The sequence below is a fragment of the Stenotrophomonas sp. PS02301 genome (genome assembly GCF_029959485.1).
Lineage (GTDB): Bacteria > Pseudomonadota > Gammaproteobacteria > Xanthomonadales > Xanthomonadaceae > Stenotrophomonas > Stenotrophomonas maltophilia_Z.
Window position 1 is genome coordinate 23,087 of the sequence record NZ_JASCOO010000029.1, and the last position, 20,045, is coordinate 43,131.

General features: G+C 64.6%; 15 protein-coding genes and 2 tRNA genes. All 17 read left to right on the forward strand.

The genetic code is table 11. The annotated features are described in order from the left end of the window. The 17 genes from nuoI to QMX81_RS09700 all read left to right on the forward strand — a co-directional run bounded on the left by nuoI (position 1) and on the right by QMX81_RS09700 (position 20,041). On the forward strand, positions 1-489 hold the full coding sequence (gene nuoI, locus QMX81_RS09620; RefSeq protein ID WP_121038409.1) for an NADH-quinone oxidoreductase subunit NuoI: 489 nt from the start codon (positions 1-3) through the stop codon (positions 487-489). 9 nt (positions 490-498) lie between these two features. Further along, positions 499-1,155 carry an NADH-quinone oxidoreductase subunit J gene (locus tag QMX81_RS09625; protein WP_121041162.1) on the forward strand — a complete coding sequence of 219 codons (657 nt, stop codon included), beginning with the start codon at positions 499-501 and terminating at the stop codon, positions 1,153-1,155. After that, a complete protein-coding gene (nuoK, locus tag QMX81_RS09630) occupies positions 1,152-1,457 on the forward strand; it encodes an NADH-quinone oxidoreductase subunit NuoK (RefSeq protein WP_282260947.1) in 306 nt (101 codons plus the stop codon). Before QMX81_RS09625 ends, nuoK begins: the two co-directional genes overlap by 4 nt. A 7-nt stretch (positions 1,458-1,464) precedes the next feature. After that, a complete protein-coding gene (gene nuoL / locus QMX81_RS09635) occupies positions 1,465-3,684 on the forward strand; it encodes an NADH-quinone oxidoreductase subunit L (RefSeq protein ID WP_282260949.1) in 2,220 nt (739 codons plus the stop codon). 23 nt (positions 3,685-3,707) lie between these two features. Next, positions 3,708-5,216, forward strand: coding sequence for an NADH-quinone oxidoreductase subunit M (locus QMX81_RS09640; protein WP_282260951.1), 1,509 nt, complete (start codon positions 3,708-3,710; stop codon positions 5,214-5,216). Between the two features lie 36 nt (positions 5,217-5,252). Next, complete coding sequence (nuoN, locus tag QMX81_RS09645) at positions 5,253-6,713, forward strand: NADH-quinone oxidoreductase subunit NuoN (RefSeq protein ID WP_176989302.1); 1,461 nt, start codon at positions 5,253-5,255, stop codon at positions 6,711-6,713. A gap of 121 nt (positions 6,714-6,834) precedes the next feature. Further along, positions 6,835-6,911, forward strand: a tRNA-Met gene (locus tag QMX81_RS09650). Between the two features lie 153 nt (positions 6,912-7,064). Further along, a tRNA-Met gene (locus QMX81_RS09655) sits at positions 7,065-7,141 on the forward strand. Positions 7,142-7,798: 657 nt separating this feature from the next. Further along, positions 7,799-8,389 (forward strand): ribosome maturation factor RimP, encoded by a 591-nt coding sequence (gene rimP / locus QMX81_RS09660; RefSeq protein ID WP_121038397.1) that lies wholly within the window; start codon positions 7,799-7,801, stop codon positions 8,387-8,389. Positions 8,390-8,393: 4 nt separating this feature from the next. Then, complete coding sequence (gene nusA, locus QMX81_RS09665; protein ID WP_121038394.1) at positions 8,394-9,905, forward strand: transcription termination factor NusA; 1,512 nt, start codon at positions 8,394-8,396, stop codon at positions 9,903-9,905. 95 nt (positions 9,906-10,000) lie between these two features. Continuing rightward, positions 10,001-12,637, forward strand: a complete 2,637-nt coding sequence (infB, locus tag QMX81_RS09670) for a translation initiation factor IF-2 (RefSeq protein ID WP_259261443.1) — start codon at positions 10,001-10,003, stop codon at positions 12,635-12,637. 75 nt (positions 12,638-12,712) lie between these two features. Next, positions 12,713-13,144 (forward strand): 30S ribosome-binding factor RbfA, encoded by a 432-nt coding sequence (gene rbfA, locus QMX81_RS09675; RefSeq protein ID WP_121038388.1) that lies wholly within the window; start codon positions 12,713-12,715, stop codon positions 13,142-13,144. 118 nt (positions 13,145-13,262) lie between these two features. After that, entirely contained in the window at positions 13,263-14,174 is a 912-nt protein-coding gene (gene truB, locus QMX81_RS09680; RefSeq protein ID WP_282260970.1) for a tRNA pseudouridine(55) synthase TruB, read from the forward strand. A 172-nt stretch (positions 14,175-14,346) separates the two neighbouring features. Beyond that, a complete protein-coding gene (gene rpsO / locus QMX81_RS09685) occupies positions 14,347-14,607 on the forward strand; it encodes a 30S ribosomal protein S15 (protein ID WP_038687260.1) in 261 nt (86 codons plus the stop codon). Positions 14,608-14,754: 147 nt separating this feature from the next. Continuing rightward, the gene (pnp, locus tag QMX81_RS09690; protein WP_121038382.1) at positions 14,755-16,866 is read left to right on the forward strand and encodes a polyribonucleotide nucleotidyltransferase; all 2,112 of its coding nucleotides are present in this window, start codon (positions 14,755-14,757) and stop codon (positions 16,864-16,866) included. Positions 16,867-17,202: 336 nt separating this feature from the next. Next, a complete protein-coding gene (locus tag QMX81_RS09695; RefSeq protein ID WP_282260979.1) occupies positions 17,203-18,387 on the forward strand; it encodes a glycoside hydrolase family 18 protein in 1,185 nt (394 codons plus the stop codon). A 52-nt stretch (positions 18,388-18,439) separates the two neighbouring features. Next, positions 18,440-20,041, forward strand: a complete 1,602-nt coding sequence (locus QMX81_RS09700) for a winged helix-turn-helix domain-containing protein (protein ID WP_282260981.1) — start codon at positions 18,440-18,442, stop codon at positions 20,039-20,041. Positions 20,042-20,045 lie beyond the last annotated feature (4 nt).

Below are 20,045 nucleotides of genomic sequence, written 5' to 3' on the forward strand. Positions count from 1 at the left end.
ATGAACCGAATTACCCATTACTTCAAAAGCCTGCTGCTCCTTGAGCTGCTCGGTGGTCTGTGGCTGACCCTGAAGTACGCCTTCAAGCCGAAGTACACGATGATGTACCCGATGGAGAAGTTCCCGCAGTCGCCGCGTTTCCGCGGTCTGCATGCACTTCGCCGCTATCCCAACGGTGAGGAACGCTGCATCGCATGCAAACTGTGCGAAGCGGTGTGCCCGGCGCTGGCGATCACCATCGATTCGGCCAAGCGCGAGGACGGCACCCGCCGTACCACCCGTTACGACATCGATCTGTTCAAGTGCATCTTCTGCGGCTTCTGTGAAGAAAGCTGCCCGGTGGACTCGATCGTCGAGACCCACATTCTCGAGTACCACTTCGAGAACCGTGGCGAGAACATCGTTACCAAGCCGCAGCTGCTGGCCATCGGTGATCGGCTTGAAGCCGAGATCGCCGAGCGTCGCGCCGCCGATGCCGCTTTCCGCTGAGGTCGAATGATGGATTGGGTAAATATCAGTTTCTGGGTCTTCTCCATCGTGGCGGGCATTTCCGCTGCGGCGGTGATCAGCGTGCGCAATCCGGTCTACGCCGTGTTGTGCCTGATCCTGACCTTCTTCTCCGTGGCCTGCATCTGGATCCTGGTCGGGGCCGAGTTCCTCGGTGTCGCGCTGGTGCTGGTCTACGTCGGCGCGGTCATGGTGCTGTTCCTGTTCGTGGTGATGATGCTGGACATCGATCCCTCCAACCTGCGTGAGGGCTGGGTACGTTACCTGCCGCTGGGCCTGGTGGTGGCGGTGACGATGCTCGTGCAGATGCTGGTGCTGATCGGCGTGAAGGGCAGGGCGGTCAATCCGTTCCCGGCCGACAACGCTGCCGCGCTGGCGGCCGACACCTCCAACATCACCTGGCTGGCCCGCAGCCTGTTCACCGAGTACCTGCTGCCGTTCGAGTTCGCCGCCGTCATCCTGACCGTGGCCGTGGTTGCCGCCGTCATGCTGACCCTGCGTCGCCGCACCGGCCTGAAGACCCAGAACCCGTCCGAGCAGACCATGGTCAAGGGCAGCGATCGCCTGCGCATCGTCAAGATGGATGTGGAGAAGCCGGTCGTGCACACCAATATCAAGCCGTCCAGCAACGAGGAGGCGCAGCCATGATCACGCTTGGCCACATTCTGGCGCTGGGTGCGGTGCTGTTCTGCATCAGCCTTGCCGGCATTTTCCTCAACCGCAAGAACATCATCGTGCTGTTGATGTCCGTCGAGTTGATGCTCCTGTCGGTCAACATCAATTTCGTCGGGTTCTCGCGTGAGATGGGTGATACGGCCGGACAGCTGTTCGTCTTCTTCATCCTGACCGTGGCCGCGGCCGAGGCCGCCATCGGCCTCGCGATCCTGGTAACCCTGTTCCGTACTCGCCGCACCATCAATGTCGGCGAAGTCGATTCGCTGAAGGGCTGATCCGTAGATGGAAATCACTCTCTCCAAGAGTCTGTTGATCGCAGTGGTGCTCGCACCGCTGTTCGGCAGCATCATCGCCGGCCTGTTCGGTCGTCAGGTCGGTCGCGCTGGCGCGCAGGCGGTCACCATCCTCGGCGTGGCGGTCAGCTGCGTGCTGTCCAGCTACGTGCTGTACATGCTGCTGTGGGGCGGCGCCCAGCCGTTCAACCAGAACCTCTATACGTTCTTCGAAGTGGGCCAGTACTCGGCGCACGTCGGCTTCATGGTCGACAAGCTCACCGCGATGATGATGGTCGTGGTGACCTTCGTATCCTTCCTGGTGCACGTGTACACCATCGGCTACATGCAGGATGACCCGGGCTACCAGCGGTTCTTCAGCTACATCTCGCTGTTCACCTTCTCGATGCTCACCCTGGTGATGAGCAACAACTTCCTGCAGCTGTTCTTCGGCTGGGAAGCGGTGGGCCTGGTGTCGTACCTGCTGATCGGGTTCTGGTTCAAGCGCCCGACCGCCATCTTCGCCAACATGAAGGCCTTCCTGGTCAACCGTGTCGGTGACTTCGGCTTCATCCTCGGCATCGCCGGCGTGTTGTGGGTGTTTGGCACCCTGGATTACGCCACCGTGTTCGCCAACGCCCAGGTGCTGGGCCACCCGGATGCGCTGATCCAGATCTGGTCGGGCACGATCGATCTGTTCGGCACCTCCATCCCGGTGATGAGCGAGCCGGTGATCTGGTCGGTCGCCACCGTGATATGCATCTGCCTGTTCATCGGTGCGATGGGCAAGTCGGCCCAGGTGCCGCTGCACGTCTGGCTGCCGGACTCGATGGAAGGCCCGACCCCGATCTCGGCCCTGATCCATGCCGCGACCATGGTCACCGCGGGCATCTTCATGGTCACCCGCATGTCGCCGCTGTTCGAGCTGTCGCAGACCGCGCTGAACTTCGTGCTCTTCATCGGCGCCACCACCGCGTTCTTCACCGGCCTGATCGGCATCGTGCAGAACGACATCAAGCGCGTCGTCGCGTACTCCACGCTGTCCCAGCTGGGTTACATGACCGTCGCCCTGGGTGTGTCGGCGTACTCGGCGGCCGTGTTCCACCTGATGACCCACGCCTTCTTCAAGGCGCTGCTGTTCCTCGGCGCGGGCTCGGTGATCATCGCCATGCACCACGAGCAGGACATGCGCAAGATGGGCGGCCTGCGCAAGTACATGCCGATCACCTTCGTCACCATGTGGATCGGTACGCTGGCCCTGGTCGGTACCCCGTTCTTCTCCGGCTTCTACTCCAAGGACACCATCATCGAGGCCGCGCAGCACCACGCGCATGTGTCCTCGAGCTGGGTGGCAACCTACGGGTACTGGGCGGTGCTGGGTGGCGTGGTCGTGACCAGCTTCTACAGCTTCCGCCTGCTGTTCCTGACCTTCCATGGCAAGGAGCGCTTCCGCGACGCGCATGATGCCCATGGCGACGGCCATGACGATAAGCACGCCGGTCACGGCCATGACGATCACCACGCCGCTGACGCGCATGCCGCCGACGCCCACCACGGCGACGCGCATCATGACGATCATGGCCACGGCCATGGCGCGCATGAGCCGCACGAAACCCCGTGGGTGGTGACGCTGCCGCTGATCCTGCTGGCGATCCCCTCGATGGTCATCGGTTTCTTCAGCATCGGTCCGATGCTGTATGGCACCGACTGGGCCGGCGACCACGCCGACGCCGCCATCCCGGGCCAGGTGCATTCGTTCTTCACCGGCATCGTTGATTTCTACGACCCGGCGCGCAACACCATCGGTGCGCTGGCCGAAGAGTTCCACGGCCCGGTGGCCTTCGCGATCCACGGCATGATGGCCCCGGCCTTCATCCTGACGGTGGTCGGCTTCCTGCTGGCGGCGCTGTTCTACCTGTGGAAGCCGGAACTGGCCGGCAAGGCCCGCAAGACCTTCGCGCCGATCGTGTCGGTGCTGGAGAACAAGTACGGCTTCGACAAGCTCTGGATCGGCGGTTTCGCCGGCGGCGGTATCAAGCTCGGCAAGGTTTCGCGCGCGATCGACACGAATGTGGTCGATGGTGTGGTGGTCAACGGTTCGGCGCGCCTGATCGATCTGGCGGCCAACCTGCTGCGTCGCACCCAATCCGGTTTCCTCTATCACTACGCCTTCGCGATGATCATCGGCCTGATTGCCCTTCTGGGCGTCCTGATGCATTACCTGCGTTGATGACCTGTACGGAATAAGAAGACGTGTCGAACTGGCCCCTACTTAGTGTTCTCATCTGGCTGCCGATCATCGGCGGTGCATTGATCCTTGCCATCCGTGATGCCCAAACCGCCCGGTGGGCGTCCCTGGGCGTCGCGGTGCTGACCTTCGTGGCCAGCCTGTCGTTGCTCAGCGGCTATGACACGGGAATCGACGCGCTGCAGTTCGTCGAGACCCGCGCCTGGATTCCCGCCTACGACATCGGCTACAACCTCGGCGTCGACGGCATCGCGATCGCGCTGATCCTGCTGACCACGCTGGTCTCGGTGCTGGCCCTGATCGGTGCCTGGAGCGCGATCGACAAGCGCGTGAACCAGTACGTGGCCGCCTTCCTGATCCTGGAAGGTGTCACCGTCGGTATCTTCTCGGCGACGGACGCGATGCTGTTCTACGTGTTCTTCGAAGCGATGCTGATCCCGATGTTCCTGATCATCGGTGTCTGGGGCGGCCCGCGCCGCATCTATGCCGCGCTGAAGTTCTTCCTGTACACCTTCCTCGGCTCGGTGCTGATGCTGGTGGCCCTGATCTACCTGTACCTGAAGGGCGGCAGCTTCCAGCTGGCCGACCTGTACCAGCTGCAGCTGTCGGGCAAGGAACAGACCTGGATCTTCTTCGCCTTCCTGATCGCCTTCGCGGTCAAGGTGCCGATGTTCCCGGTCCACACCTGGCTGCCGGACGCCCACGTGGAAGCGCCGACCGCCGGCTCGGTGATCCTGGCCGCCATCGCCCTGAAGATCGGTGGCTACGGCTTCCTGCGCTTCAACCTGCCGATCGTGCCGGACGCCTCGCATGAATGGGCCTGGCTGGTGATCGCGCTGTCGCTCATTGCGGTGATCTACGTCGGCCTGGTCGCCCTGGTGCAGGACGACATGAAGAAGCTGATCGCCTATTCGTCGATCGCGCACATGGGCTTCGTCACCCTGGGCACCTTCATCGCCCTGTGGCTGGTGCGTGACGCCGGTAACCCGGACGCAGCCCGCCTGGGCCTGCAGGGCGCGATGGTGCAGATGGTCTCGCACGGTTTCGTGTCCGGCGCGATGTTCTCCTGCGTGGGTGTGCTGTACGACCGCATGCACAGCCGCCGCATCGCCGATTACGGCGGCGTGGTCAACGTGATGCCCTGGTTCGCCACCTTCGCCATGCTGTTCTTCATGGCCAATGCCGGCCTGCCGGGTACCAGCGGTTTCGTCGGTGAATTCATGATCATCATGGCCAGCTTCCAGCGCAATCCGTGGCTGGCACTCGGCGCGGCGAGCACCCTGGTGATCACCGCGGCGTATACGCTGTGGCTGTACAAGCGCGTGTTCTTCGGTGAAGTGGCCAACGCCCATGTCGCCGAACTGAAGGACATCAACGGTCGCGAGTGGCTGGTGTTGGGTGTATTCGCCGTGGGCACCCTTGCCCTGGGCCTGTACCCCAAGCCGCTGACCGACCTGATGGAGCCCTCGATCGCGAAGCTGGCGATGCAGATCGCATCCAGCAAGCTGCTGTAATCGGGCCGTCGAGAGTATTGATTCCAGGATTTGATGATGACCACCTCGCCGCTGTTGCCACTGACCGCCGCTGACCTCCCGCCGCTCGCTCCCGAGCTGGTGCTGGTTGGCAGTGCGTTCGCCCTGTTGATGCTTGATCTTTTCATCAGTGAGAAGAACAAGATCTGGACCCACCTGTTCTCGATCGCTGCGCTGGCGGTCGTGTTCTTCATGCTCGCCACCGGAGTGGGCGGGCAGGGCGAGGTCTTCCACGGCATGTTCGTCCGCGACAACGCGGCCGACGTGATGAAGACCGTGATCGTGCTGTGCAGCGGCCTGACCCTGATCTACGGTTGGAGCTACCTGCGCGAGCGCAAGCTCTACCAGGGCGAGATCCCGGTGCTGATCCTGTTCGCCACCGCGGGCATGATGATCCTGGTCTCGGCCGGCAGCCTGCTGATGGTCTATCTGGGCCTGGAACTGCTGGCGCTGTGCTCTTACGCCCTGGTCGCCAGCAACCGTGAAAACGGCCTGGCCTCGGAAGCGGCGATGAAGTACATCGTGCTCGGCTCGCTCGCCTCGGGCCTGCTGCTGTACGGCATGTCGCTGATCTACGGCGCCACCGGCTCGCTGCACCTGGATGCCATCAACGCGGCCATTCCGCATACCGAAGAGAAGATGCTGCTGCTGACCGGCGCGGTGTTCATGATCGCCGGTGTTGCCTTCAAGCTGGGTGCCGCCCCGTTCCACATGTGGCTGCCCGACGTCTACCAGGGTGCCCCGGCACCGGTCGCGCTGTTCATCAGCTCGGCCCCGAAGCTGGCGGCGTTCGGCATGGCCTACCGCCTGCTGGAAATGGGCGTGGGTCCGCTGGCCGACGAGTGGAAGTACCTGATCGGTGGTCTGGCCGCACTGTCGCTGGTGATCGGCAATCTGATGGCGATCGCGCAGACCAACCTCAAGCGCATGCTCGCGTTCTCGACCGTCTCGCACATCGGCTTCCTGCTGATGGGCATGGCCGGTGGTGGCGAGCGGGGTTACTCGGCGGCGCTGTTCTACGCCCTGAGCTACGCGATCATGTCCACTGCTGCGTTCGGCGCGATCATCGCATTGTCGCGTAATGGCTTTGAGGCCGAGAAGATCGAAGACTTCAAGGGTCTGAATGCCCGCAACCCGTGGATGGCGGGCCTGGTCCTGTGCATCATGGCGTCGCTGGCAGGCATCCCGCCGTTCCTGGGCTTCTGGACCAAACTGGCCGTGCTCGGTGCCGCGATCCAGGGCGACATGCTGTGGCTGGCCATGGTCGGCGTGATCTGCGCCGTGATCGGCTGCTTCTACTACCTGCGCGTCATCAAGGTCATGTACTTCGATGAGCCGGTGGGTGAGCCGCTGCCGGCCAACAACGACCGCGTGCTGGGCGTGGTGCTGGGCGTGAATGCCCTGGCGCTGCTGGCCCTGGGTGTGGCGTGGAACCCGATCATGGTGTGGTGCCAGCAGGCATTTGCACATATTTCGTAAAAAACGATACAAACGTGCGCAACTCGTGTAATATTCATCTCCTGAGTTGTTGATGCAGCGGTTTCGCCAGAACATCGTTGCTAGGAAGTCCCCCTGGTCTTCCGCACTCATCCGCTTCTGCTGCGGGGTGGAGCAGTCTGGCAGCTCGTCGGGCTCATAACCCGAAGGTCGCAGGTTCAAATCCTGCCCCCGCTACCATATAGCTCCGGTGCAAACCGGAGGCAGTGGACGAATCAAGCGATACCGGAAACGGTGTCGCTTTTTTCGTTCCTGGGTCTGGCTCGCCTTTCACAGCCGATGTTTCAAAGGGGTTGCGCGGGAACTCAAAGTCCCTTACAATTCCGCTTCTGCTGCGGGGTGGAGCAGTCTGGCAGCTCGTCGGGCTCATAACCCGAAGGTCGCAGGTTCAAATCCTGCCCCCGCTACCACAGAAAATCTGCAGTGCAGATGCAGTAGACGAAAAGGCGATCTCGGCAACGAGGTCGCTTTTTTCGTTATGGCATCGGCATCGAAGCGCACCCAAGATCAATGGCGAGTAGTGGTTGGCGGGACCATTGGGCGACATGGATGTCGCCCATGAGCCCCCATGGGTGAGGGCGCATTGCCTGCGAGGCACTGCCTCGCATGCGTTCGAACGCACAGCCGCCAGCGGCTGGGCCGGGCCGCGGAGCGGGGTTCACGGCGCGTCCCGCGGACCTGCCTGCACCGATGCCCTGGACGAAAGCCGAAACAGCCCGCTTTGGCTGTTCAGCTTTCCGAATAGAGACACCACAAACCACCCCAGCCATTGCACCAGCGCGGTGCAACGGCTATCATCAGTGGCTTAGCGGACTGTCTACTCATCTCCTGTCAACGGAAATGAACAGGCCCCGCAACCGGCTTCCAGGAACGGCAACCTGTACCCAGGCCGCCATGACCCCCGGAACGCTGGGCTCGCAGGAACGCACCACGTGCGCATCTGCACCGGAATCCAGCATGACCGGAGTTGTACCGGACAGGGGCCCAACGGGCCCTTTGTTGTTTCCGGAAGGTGGTCCATGCAACGGACCAGACCCGTATTTCTTTTCAACGAATCAAGGCCGACTGTGAGCGACAAGGCAACCGAAATCGCGAATCTGCTCGCCCCCACCGTTCAGTCGCTGGGTCTCGAGCTGCTGGGCGTGGAATATCTGACCGCCCCGGGTGGTGCCACGCTGCGCCTGTACATCGACGTGCCGCTGGCCGAACAGCCCGAGCGCATCGTCAACATCGACGACTGCGAACGCGTCAGCCGCGAAGTGTCCGCCCAGCTGGACGTCGAGGACCCGATCACGGCGAACTACACGCTGGAAGTGTCTTCGCCGGGCGTGGACCGCCCGCTGTTCACCGGCGACCAGTTCGAGCGCGCCATCGGCGAATCGGCAAAGGTGACGCTGAGCCTGCCGCAGGACGGCCGCCGCCGTCTGCAGGGCGAGATCCTCGCCGTGGATATCGAACAAGGCACGGTCACCTTCAAGGTCGACAATGCCCCGTTTACCGCCGACATCGACAACATCGACAAGGCGCGCATCATGCCGGACTGGGCCGCCCTCGGCCTGGCTCCGACCAAACCGACTGGCCCGGCACCCAAACAGGGTGGCAAGGCGAACAAGAAACCATCCAACGAGCCGGCGGCCAAAAAGCCGCGCGCGGAGTGAGCCAATGAGCAAGGAACTTTTGCTGGTAGTGGATGCGGTCGCCAACGAAAAAGGCGTCCCGCGCGAAGTCATCTTCGATGCCATCGAGGCAGCGTTGGCTTCGGCTGCCAAAAAGCGTTACCCGGAAGAAGAAGTGCTGGCCCGTGTGTCGATCGACCACAAGGACGGCAACTACGAAACCTTCCGCCGCTGGGAAGTGGTGGCCGATGACGTGGTCATGGAGTCCCCGGACCGCCAGATCCGTCTGATGGACGCCATCGATGAAGCCGACGGCGTGGAAGTCGGCGACTACATCGAAGAGCAGATCGAAAACCCGGACTTCGGCCGTATCGCCGCACAGGCCGCCAAGCAGGTGATCGTCCAGCGCGTGCGCGAGGCCGAGCGTCAGCAGGTGGTCGATGCGTGGAAGGATCGCGTCGGCGAACTGGTCACCGGTGTGGTCAAGCGCGCCGAGCGCGGCAACATCTATGTGGACCTGGGCGGGAACGCCGAGGCCTTCATTCCGAAGGACAAGGGCATTCCGCGCGACGTACTGCGCGCTGGCGACCGCGTGCGCGGTTACCTGGCCGAAGTTCGCTCCGAACCGCGTGGCCCGCAGCTGTTCATCAGCCGCGCCGCCCCGGAATTCATGATCGAACTGTTCAAGCTCGAAGTGCCGGAAGTCGGCCAGGGCCTGGTCGAGATCAAGGCCTGTGCACGTGATCCGGGCGACCGCGCCAAGATCGCCGTGCTGGCCCACGATTCGCGTACCGATCCGATCGGTGCCTGCATCGGCATGCGCGGTTCGCGCGTGCAGGCCGTGTCCAACGAGCTCAATGGCGAGCGCGTGGACATCGTGCTGTGGAACGAGAACCCCGCCAACTTCGTCATCAACGCGATGGCGCCGGCGGAAGTGCAGTCGATCATCGTCGATGAAGAAAAGCACTCGATGGACCTGGCCGTGGCGGAAGAGCGCTTGGCCCAGGCGATCGGCAAGGGCGGCCAGAACGTCCGTCTTGCCAGCCGCCTGACCGGTTGGCAGCTCAATGTGATGACCCAGGACCAGGTGACCGCCAAGTCCGAGGCAGAGCAGGGTGTTGCCCGCCAGCTGTTCATGGACAAGCTGGAAGTGGATGAAGAAATCGCCGCCATCCTGGTGACCGAAGGCTTCAACACCGTGGAAGAAATCGCCTACGTCCCGGTCGGCGAACTGCTGGCCGTGGAAGGCTTCGACGAAGACATCGTCGAAGAGCTGCGTGCCCGTGCCCGCGATGCGCTGCTCAACGAAGCGCTCGCGGTGGAAGAAGGTCTGGAAGACGGCTCGCCGTCGGAAGACCTGCTCGCCCTGGAAGGCATGGACGAGGCAACTGCCTACGCCCTGGCCGGTCACGGCGTGCGTACCAGTGAGGACCTGTCGGACCTGGCCGCCGACGAGATCCTCGAGTTCGGCATCGAGGACATGGACCAGGAGCGCGCCGCCGCCCTGATCCTTGCCGCCCGAGCCGAGGAGATCGCCCGCCTGGAGCGCGGCGAATGAGCCAGCGATGAACAGTGCCCTGACCCGCTCAGGGCTTAGACTCCGCGCTGCCTTCGCACGTTTCGAGGGAGCGCCAACCAGATCATAGGATCCGAATGTCGCAGCAAACCACCATCCGCAAGCTTGCCGAACTGGTCAACACCCCGGTCGATAAACTGCTCGTACAACTTGCCGAAGCCGGCATGAAGTTCAGCGGTCCCGACCAGGTCGTGACCAGTACCGAAAAGGTGAAGCTCCTGGGCTTCCTTCGTCGCTCGCACGGCAAGACCGAGCAGCCCGTCGAGAGCACCGACGAAGCCGCCAAGAAGATCACCCTGAACCGTCGCAAGTTGCAGGAAGTGACCGTCAGTGCCGGCCGCAGCAAGACGACCGTCAACGTGGAAGTGCGCCAGAAGCGTACCTACATGAAGGACGCCAGCGGCAAGCCGATGACCGCGGATGAGGAGCGCGCCGACATCCTGCGCAAGCTGGAGGAATCCCGCCAGCGCAATCTGGACGAGCAGCGCGCACTGGCCGAGAAGGACCGTGCGCGCGACGAAGAAATCGCCCGCAAGCGTCAGGAAGAAATCGACGCCAAGGAACGTGCCGAAGCCGAGCGCAAGGCGGCCGAAGCCGCTGCTGAAGCGGCCAAGAACGCACCGCCGGCCCCGGCTGCGGCCAAGCCGGCTGCTGCCGATGCACCGGCCCGCAACGCGCGCCCGGCTGCACCGTCGGCTGCCCGTCCGGCACCGCGTTCGGACGATCGCAACTCGAACAACAACAACAACCGTCCGGGCGCCAAGCGCGATGACGATGGTGGCAACCGCTTCGCCGGCCAGCTGCATCTGTCGGCCGCCGATCGTGCCCGCCGCGGCAACAACAGCAACTCGCGCGGTCGTCCGACCGGGCGCGTGCAGCACGGCAGCCGCCGTGACAGCAACCAGTCGCGCAGCGGCGGTGGTGCCCATGGGTTCGAACGTCCGGTCGCGCCGATCGTGCGTGACGTCACCATCGGCGACACCATCACCGTCGCCGATCTGGCCCAGAAGCTGGCCGTCAAGGGCGGCGATGTGGTCAAGGCGCTGTTCAAGATGGGCGTCATGGCGACCATCACCCAGACCATCGACCATGACACCGCCGCGCTGGTGACCGAAGAACTCGGCCACAACGTGATCCGTGCCAACACCAACGACGCCGAAGACGCGCTGCTGGCGCTGGCCGGTGGCAACCAGGGCGAGCCGGTGGCACGTCCGCCGGTGGTCACCATCATGGGCCACGTCGACCACGGCAAGACCTCGCTGCTGGATTACATCCGCCGCACCAAGGTTGCCACGGGCGAAGCCGGTGGCATCACCCAGCACATCGGTGCGTACCACGTTGAAACGCCGAAGGGCGTGATCAGCTTCCTGGATACACCGGGCCACGCGGCGTTTACGTCCATGCGTGCCCGCGGTGCCAAGCTGACCGACATCGTGGTGCTGGTGGTGGCGGCCGATGACGGCGTCATGCCGCAGACCAAGGAAGCCATCCAGCACGCCCGTTCGGCGGGTGTGCCGCTGATCGTGGCGATCAACAAGATCGACAAGTCCGGTGCCGATCCGATGCGCGTCAAGAACGAGCTGCTCACCGAGCAGGTCGTCTCCGAAGATTTCGGTGGTGACGTGCAGATGGTCGAGATCTCGGCCAAGGCCGGTCTGGGCATCGATGACCTGCTGGACGCGATCTCGATCCAGGCTGAACTGCTGGAACTGAAGGCCGTGGCCGACGGTCGCGCCACCGGCGTGGTCATCGAGTCCTCGCTGGACAAGGGCCGTGGCCCGATCGCCACCGTGCTGGTGCAGCAGGGTTCGCTGAAGAAGGGCGATTACCTGGTCTGCGGTATCCAGTACGGCCGCGTGCGCGCCCTGTTCGACGAAACCGGCGCACAGCCTGATCAGGCTGGCCCGTCGATTCCGGTGCAGGTGCTGGGTCTGTCCGGCGTGCCGGATGCCGGTGATGACTTCGTCGTGGTTGAAGACGAGCGTCTGGCCAAGGACGTTGCGCAGCAGCGCGAAACCAAGCGCCGTGAATCGCGCCTGGTGCAGTCCGCGGGCAGCCGCATGGAAGACATCATGGCGACTCTGGGCAAGGGCGATGGCCAGCAGGTGCTGAACCTGGTGATCAAGGCCGATGTGCAGGGTTCGGTGCAGGCGCTGAGCCAGGCACTGGTCGCGCTGTCCAACGACGACATCCGCATCAACGTGATCCACTCCGGCGTGGGCGGCATCACCGAATCGGACGCCAACTCGGCGGTTGCCTCCAAGGCCACCGTGATCGGCTTCAACGTGCGTGCCGACGCCTCCGCGCGTCGCATCATCGAGTCCAACGGTGTGGACCTGCGTTACTTCTCGATCATCTATGACGTGATCGATCAGGTGAAGCAGGTGGCCTCCGGTCTGCTCGGCGTGGAAATCCGCGAAGAGATCATCGGTATCGCCCAGGTCCGCGATGTGTTCCGCAGCTCGAAGTTCGGTGCGGTCGCAGGCTGCATGATCATCGAAGGCACGGTGAAGCGCAGCAAGCCGATCCGCGTCCTGCGCGACAGCGTCGTGGTCTTCGAAGGCGAGCTGGAATCGCTGCGTCGCTTCAAGGAGAACGTCGAAGAAGTCCGCAACGGTACCGAATGCGGTATCGGCGTGAAGGCTTACAACGACGTCAAGCCGGGTGATCAGATCGAGTGCTTCGAGCGTATCGAAGTGCCGCGCACCCTGTAATGTTCCAGGCCGGACCGCATCGCGCGGTCCGGCTTTTTCGCTTACGCATCACCCTTCAAGACGAGTCCGCCTACCGTGCCAAAGACCTTCCATCGAACCGACCGTGTTTCCGCCCAGATCCGCCGCGAACTGGGGACGCTCGTGCACAACGCCGTGCGTGTACACGGCCTGCCTTCGGTGAGCGTCTCCGACGTGGAAATCACCCGTGACATGGCGCATGCCAAGATCTTCGTCACCGCGCTGATGCCCGAACGTTCGGTGGAGGCCATGAAAGGCCTGAAGGAATTGGCCTGGGAGCTGCGGATGGAGCTGGCGCGTGCGATGAAGCTGCGCCACGTGCCCGAGCTGCACTTCCACTACGATGATTCGGTGGATCGCGGCGAGCGCATCGACAACATCCTGCGCGATCTGCCCGATACGCTGGCGGCAGAGAAGAGCCGGCAGGGTGATGACGGCGGCGAAGACGACGAAGGCGAAGACGCCGACGAAGGCGAAAAGAAAGCCTGATGGACCAACAGCCCGAAAGGGCTGTTGTCTTATGGGGCGGGGCCTGTCGCAGTGCGACCGCTCCGCCGGAGGCCGGATTGACCGGCAGCGCCACACGGCGCCGTTTTGAATTGAATGCATGGCACCCCGAATTTCATTCCGCCGCCTGGATGGCATCCTGCTGCTCGACAAGCCGACCGGCATGAGCTCCAACGCGGCCCTGCAGGTGGCCCGCCGCCTGTACCGCGCCGAGAAGGGCGGCCACACCGGCAGCCTGGATCCGCTGGCCACCGGTCTGCTGCCACTGTGCTTCGGTGAAGCGACCAAGATCGCGGGCCTGCTGCTCGGCTCGGCCAAGGCCTATGACGCCGAGGTGGTGCTGGGCCAGACCACCGATACCGACGATTCCGATGGCACCGTGCTGCGCGAGCGCCCGGTCCCGGCCATCAGTGCGGCCGAACTGGAGGCGGCGCTGGCACCGCTGCGCGGTCGCATCCGCCAGCGCGCCCCGATCTACTCCGCGCTCAAGCAGGGCGGCGAGCCGCTGTACCTGAAGGCCCGCCGTGGCGAGGCGATCGAAGCGCCGGAGCGCGATGTGGAGGTCCACGCCCTGGAGGTGCTGGCGCAGCAACCGACCCGGCTGTCGCTGCGGGTGACCTGCGGTTCAGGCACCTACATCCGCAGCCTGGCCCGCGATCTTGGCGAGACGCTGGGCTGCGGCGCCCATATCGCCGGCCTGCGCCGGCTCTGGGTGGATCCCTTCCGTGAGGCACCGATGGTCACCCTGGAGACCCTGCGCGCCTTGGCCGAGCAGGGCGATGAAGCCGGCATGGAGGCCCTGCTGCTGCCGCTGGACGCGGGTCTGGCCCATTACCCCCGGGTCACGCTGGACGACGAGCAGATCCGTCGCTTCCGCGTCGGGCAGCGGATCCGGGACGCCAGCTGGCCGCAGGGTGGGGTGGTGGTCTTCGGCCCGGCGGAGGCAATCCAGGGCCTGGGCCAGGTCGACGAGACCGGTCTGCTGGCCCCGCAGCGCCTGTTCAACCTCTGAGCGAGCCGCCCGGGCACCACCCCGGTCCTTGTTCCTGACGCCCGCGGACGTTACAATTCCGCGGCCTTTTCAGGCTTCCCGCGTTCTGCGGGTTCATCCTTTCGTTAACGGCGAGTCGCGCGGTACGTCAATGGGACGTTTCTGCGGGCCACGCATCCAAGAGAAAACAGATATGTCGATCGACACCCAGAAAGTCATTGAAGACAACAAGCGCAGCGCGGCTGACACCGGCTCCCCGGAAGTCCAGGTCGCTCTGCTGACCGCCCGCATCGAACTGCTGACCGGCCACTTCAAGACCCACAAGAAGGATCACCACAGCCGTCGTGGTCTGCTGCAGATGGTCAACCGCCGCCGCAGCCTGCTGGACTACCTGAAGAAGAAAGACGCTCCGCGTTACAAGGCCCTGATCGAAAAGCTCGGCCTGCGTCGCTAAGCACGAACCCCCACCGCGGCGCAGGAATGCGCCGCGGTTTTGTTTTGGCAGTACCGCATCAAACGTATGGGCCGGACAACCGGTCACCCGTCGGCGGCAAGGGTCGCCCGCGGTCCATTGAAGAAAGCATCATCCAAGGAAACCCCCGTGGCAAAAATCACCAAAACCTTCCAGTACGGCAAGCACACCGTCACGCTTGAAACCGGCGAAATCGCCCGTCAGGCCGGCGGTGCCGTCATCGTCAAGTTCGACGACACCGTGCTGCTGGTCTCCGCCGTTGCCGCCAAGAGCGCGCGTGAGGGCCAGGACTTCTTCCCCCTGACCTGCGACTATCAGGAGAAGTTCTACGCAGGTGGCCGTATCCCGGGCGGTTTCTTCAAGCGCGAAGGCCGCGCGACCGAAAAAGAGACGCTGATTTCGCGCCTGATCGATCGCCCGATCCGTCCGCTGTTCCCGGAAGACTACAAGAACGAAGTTCAGATCATCGCCACGGTGATGTCGCTGAACCCGGACATCGATGGCGACATCGCTGCCCTGATCGGCGCCTCGGCTGCGCTGTCGCTGGCCGGCACCCCGTTCAAGGGTCCGATCGCCGCCGCCAAGGTGGGTTACAAGAACGGTGAGTACATCCTCAACCCGACCGTGACCGAACTGAAGGATTCGGAGCTGGAGCTGGTTGTCGCCGGTACCGCCAACGCCGTGCTGATGGTGGAATCCGAAGCCGCGCTGCTGTCCGAAGACGTGATGCTGGGCGCTGTGACCTTCGGTCACCGCGAAATGCAGAAGGTCATCAACGCGATCAACGAGCTGACCGTGGAAGCCGGCACCAAGCCGTCGACCTGGGAAGCCCCGGCCAAGAACGACGTGCTGATCAGCGCCCTGCAGGAAGCCATCGGCCCGCGCCTGGGCGAAGCCTTCCAGGTGCGCGACAAGCTGCAGCGCCGTGACGCCATCTCGGCGATCAAGAAGGACGTGGTCGAGTCGCTGGCTGGCCGTGTGGCCGCCGAAGGCTGGAACCCGGCCGAGCTGTCGAAGGAATTCGGCGAGCTGGAATACAGCACCATGCGCAACTCGGTGCTCGACACCAAGGTCCGCATCGACGGCCGTGCGCTGGACACCGTCCGCCCGATCTCGGTCAAGACCGGCATCCTGCCGCGTACCCACGGCTCCTCGCTGTTCACCCGCGGTGAAACGCAGGCCATCGTGACCATCACCCTGGGCACCGCCCGTGATGGCCAGGTCATCGATGCCGTCGCCGGCGAGTACAAGGAAAACTTCCTCTTCCATTACAACTTCCCCCCCTACTCGGTGGGCGAGACCGGCCGCATGATGGGCCCGAAGCGTCGCGAAATCGGCCACGGCCGTCTCGCCAAGCGCGGCGTGCTGGCAGTGATGCCGTCGCTGGAAGCCTTCCCGTACACCATCCGCGTGGTCTCGGAAATCACCGAATCCAACGGCTCCTCGTCGATGGCCTCGGTCTGCGGTTCCTCGCTGGCCCTGATGGACGCCGGTGTGCCGGTGAAGTCGCCGGTGGCCGGTATCGCCATGGGTCTGGTCAAGGAAGGCGAGCGCTTCGTCGTCCTGTCCGACATCCTGGGTGATGAAGATCACCTGGGCGACATGGACTTCAAGGTCGCCGGTACCGCTGAGGGCATCTCCGCCCTGCAGATGGACATCAAGATCGAAGGCATCACCGAAGAGATCATGAAGCAGGCACTGCAGCAGGCCAAGGCTGGCCGTCTGCACATCCTGGGTGAAATGGCCCACGGCCTGACCGCCCCGCGCGAAGAGCTGTCGGACTACGCGCCGCGCCTGCTGACCATCAAGATCCACCCGGACAAGATCCGCGAAGTGATCGGCAAGGGTGGTTCCACCATCCAGGCCATCACCAAGGAAACCGGCACCCAGATCGACATCCAGGATGACGGCACCATCGTCATCGCATCGGTCAATGCCATCGCTGCGCAGGCTGCCAAGGCCCGCATCGAGCAGATCACCTCGGACGTCGAGCCGGGCCGCATCTACGAAGGCAAGGTCGCCAAGATCATGGACTTCGGTGCGTTCGTCACGATCCTGCCGGGCAAGGACGGTCTGGTCCACGTGTCGCAGATCTCCAGCGACCGCGTCGAGAAGGTCGGCGATGTGCTGAAGGAAGGCGATGTGGTCAAGGTCAAGGTGCTGGAAGTCGACAAGCAGGGCCGTATCCGCCTGTCGATGAAGGCCGTCGAAGAAGGCGAGGGCGCCCCGGCCGCCGAGTAATCGGCCCACGCCGATCTCGCGGTAGGTGAGGACCGTCGGTCCTCACGCCTACGCAGACAAGAAAAAAGCGGGCTTCGGCCCGCTTTTTTTGTGCCCGCGTTCTGCGCAGCGGGGCGTGCGGGACAGATTGCGTGTTCATGCGCCGCAGTCGACGCCCTCGGGTGACATGTCTGTGGCGCTTACCCGCTCGCGCTGCGCGGCCTGCAGACCGTCGCCAGGCCCGCGCGGGTCAGCCGTGCGTGTCCGCCGGACGGATTCGCAGGACATCACCGCGTAAAGCGCCCACACACCACATCGCGCTGCTAACGTGGCCTCGCCTTCGATCCGGGAGATCCCATGTTCCGTTCTACTGTCGCTGTCCTCGCCGTCCTGATCGCCAGCGTCATGCCGCAGGCCGCTTCCGCCGCCGAGCCGTTGCCCAAGGTGATCGGTGCGTATTACCCCGGCGGCTCCGCCGAGCGCTATCCGGTGGAGAACATTCCGGCCGATACGCTGACCCATCTGTTCTACGCGTTCGCCACCATCGATCAAGGGCAATGCGTGGTCGCGCCGGAGGCGGATGCGCACTTCAAGGCGCTGGCCACGCTCAAGCGCGCGCATCCCAAGCTGCACACGTTGATCTCGATCGGCGGCTGGAACGCCGGGGGCTTCTCCGATGCAGCACTGACCGCCCAAAGCCGCCAGCGCTTCGTGTCTTCCTGCGTGGCGATGTTCTTCGAGCGTCATCGCGGCAGCTTTGACGGCGTGGACATCGACTGGGAGTTCCCCGTGTATGGCGGCCCGGCCGAGATCACCGACCGCCCGGAGGATCGCCGCAACATGACCCTGCTGGTGCGCGAGTTCCGCCGCCAGCTGGATGCGCTGGACAAGGCCGACGGCCAGCACCGGCTGGTCACCGCCGCACTGCCGGCCGGCCGCGTGCAGACCGATGGGCCGTATGATCCGGCACGGAGCTATGAGCTCAAGGCGCTCGGCCGCACGCTCGATTTCATCAACCTGATGAGCTACGACATGGGCACCGGCTTTTCAGCGGTGTCCACCTTCAACGCGCCGCTGCACGAGGTGCCCGAAGATCCGCTGGCACCCGGGCTGAAGCGCTGGAACAGCGTGGCCGGCGCGGTGGCCTACTACGAGCAGCAGGGCGTGCCGAAGGAGAAGCTGGTGCTGGGGATGCCGTTCTACGGCCGCGGCTTCAAGCTTGAAGGCGACGCCAATCATGGCCTCTACCAGCCCTACAGCGTGCCGCATCCGGCCGGCGACTGGCGGCAGATCCAGGCCAGCATGCTCGGCCAACCCGGCTGGCAGCGGCACTGGCACCGGGTTGCGCAGAGCCCGTGGTTGTACAACGCCACCGAGAAGGTCTTCGTCAGCTTCGAGGATCCCACCTCGATCGGCCTGCGCGCGAAGTTCGCCAAGGACAGCGGCCTGCGCGGTGTCTTCATGTGGGAGCTGACCGGCGACGATGCGCAGGGCAGCCTGCTCAAGGCGATGGTGGCGCCGTTCCAGGGCCCTGCGAAGTAAGCCCCGCGGGAAGGGGCACCGCGACGCAGGCACGTGCCCTATGCTTGCCGGCATGGAGACCGTCCGCCTGCTGGATCTGCACATCGACCGCACCGCACAGCAAGTGCGGCGCGGGGATGAGGTGTTGCCGGTCAACGGGCTGAGTTGGCGGCTGTTGGAGTGTCTGCTGGCGCATGGCGACGCCGTCGTCGATTTCGACACGCTGGCCGAGCAGGTGTGGGCACCGGCGGTGGTCGGCGAGGATGCGATCAGCCAGCGGGTGAAGTTGCTCAGGCAGGCCTTGGGCGATGACAGCCGACGGCCACGGTATGTGCGCTCGGTGCGCGGCCGTGGCTACCAGCTGTGCACACCGCCGCAGCCGGTGATGCACGACACCGTTGCCACCGGTACCACTGAGGGTGCCCGCGCGACACGCAGGCACGGACGTACACACTGGGTCTGGATGGCAGCGGGAATGACAGCGGCCGCAGCGGTTGGCGCGTTGATCGTGATCCGCCCCGGCACCGCGCCGGTGTCGCCTGCCGATCCGGTGCTGCAGCGTGCTGCGTATTACGCGGGCATCGGCCAGGCCAGCAACAACGAGCGCGCGATGGCGTTGTACCGCCAGGCGCTGCAGATCGACCCCGAATCACTGGCGGCGCGGCGCGGGCTCGCGCGGGCGCTGGCTGCGGATGCCTGCCTGTTCAATGGCGCCCGCGAGCGCGCGCAGGAGGCATTGGTGCTGGCCGGCCAGGGGGTCCGCATGGCGCCGGACGATGCGGCCGGATGGGCGGCGCGGGGCTACGCCTACGATTGCCTCGGCGCGATGCCGCAGGCCATGGCCGACTACCAGCAGGCCCTGCAGCGCGACCCGGATGATGAGCGCACCCGCGCCTCGCTGGCCTATCTGCGTCAGGAACGCGGGTACCTTGCGCAGGCGCTGCAGGACAACCTGTCGCTGCGCGCGCCCGAGCGGGTTCGCTTCCGCGACGTGCAGGTCGCGCGCGAACTGGAGCTGCTCGGTTTCACCGATGCCGCCGCGCGCCGCCATGCACACAACTTCCAGCTCTATCCCGACAATGTGTTCGCCAACATCGCCTGGCCGCACAGCCTGCTGGCGATGGGCGAGCCGGGCAAGGCGCAGCAGGCGCTCGATCAGGCGCTGGCCCGCGGCACGCCGCATCCGCAACTGCTGCGCCTGCAAGGCGAACTGCTGCTGTTGAAGGGGGACCGGCAGGGCGCTGCAGAGGCCTTCGAGCGTAGCCGTGCCCTGCGTCCGCAGCAGTCGATGGGGCAGACCCTGGCCGGGCTGTATGGCGATGAGGCCGCCACGCCGGCGTGGGTCGCCACGCGCCTGCATGCGCTGGAGGGCCAGGCGGACGATGGTTGGTCGGATACCGCGCTGGAACGCGCGTTGTTGCTGCAGGCGCGGGGCGACGCCGCCGCAGCGCTGGCGGCCCTGCATCACGCGGTGAACGCCGGCTTCCGCGATGCGGCGTGGTTGCGCGCCACCCCCTTGTTTGCGCCGCTGCACGGTGCGGCCGGCTGGCAGGGACTGCTCGACACGATCGAGGCGGACGTATCTGCCCAGCGTGCCCAGGTGTTGGGCGCCCCCGGGGGGGCCCCACCCCACCCCGGCCCCCCCGCCGCGCCGGCCGCCGGCGGTCTGGTATAAAAAA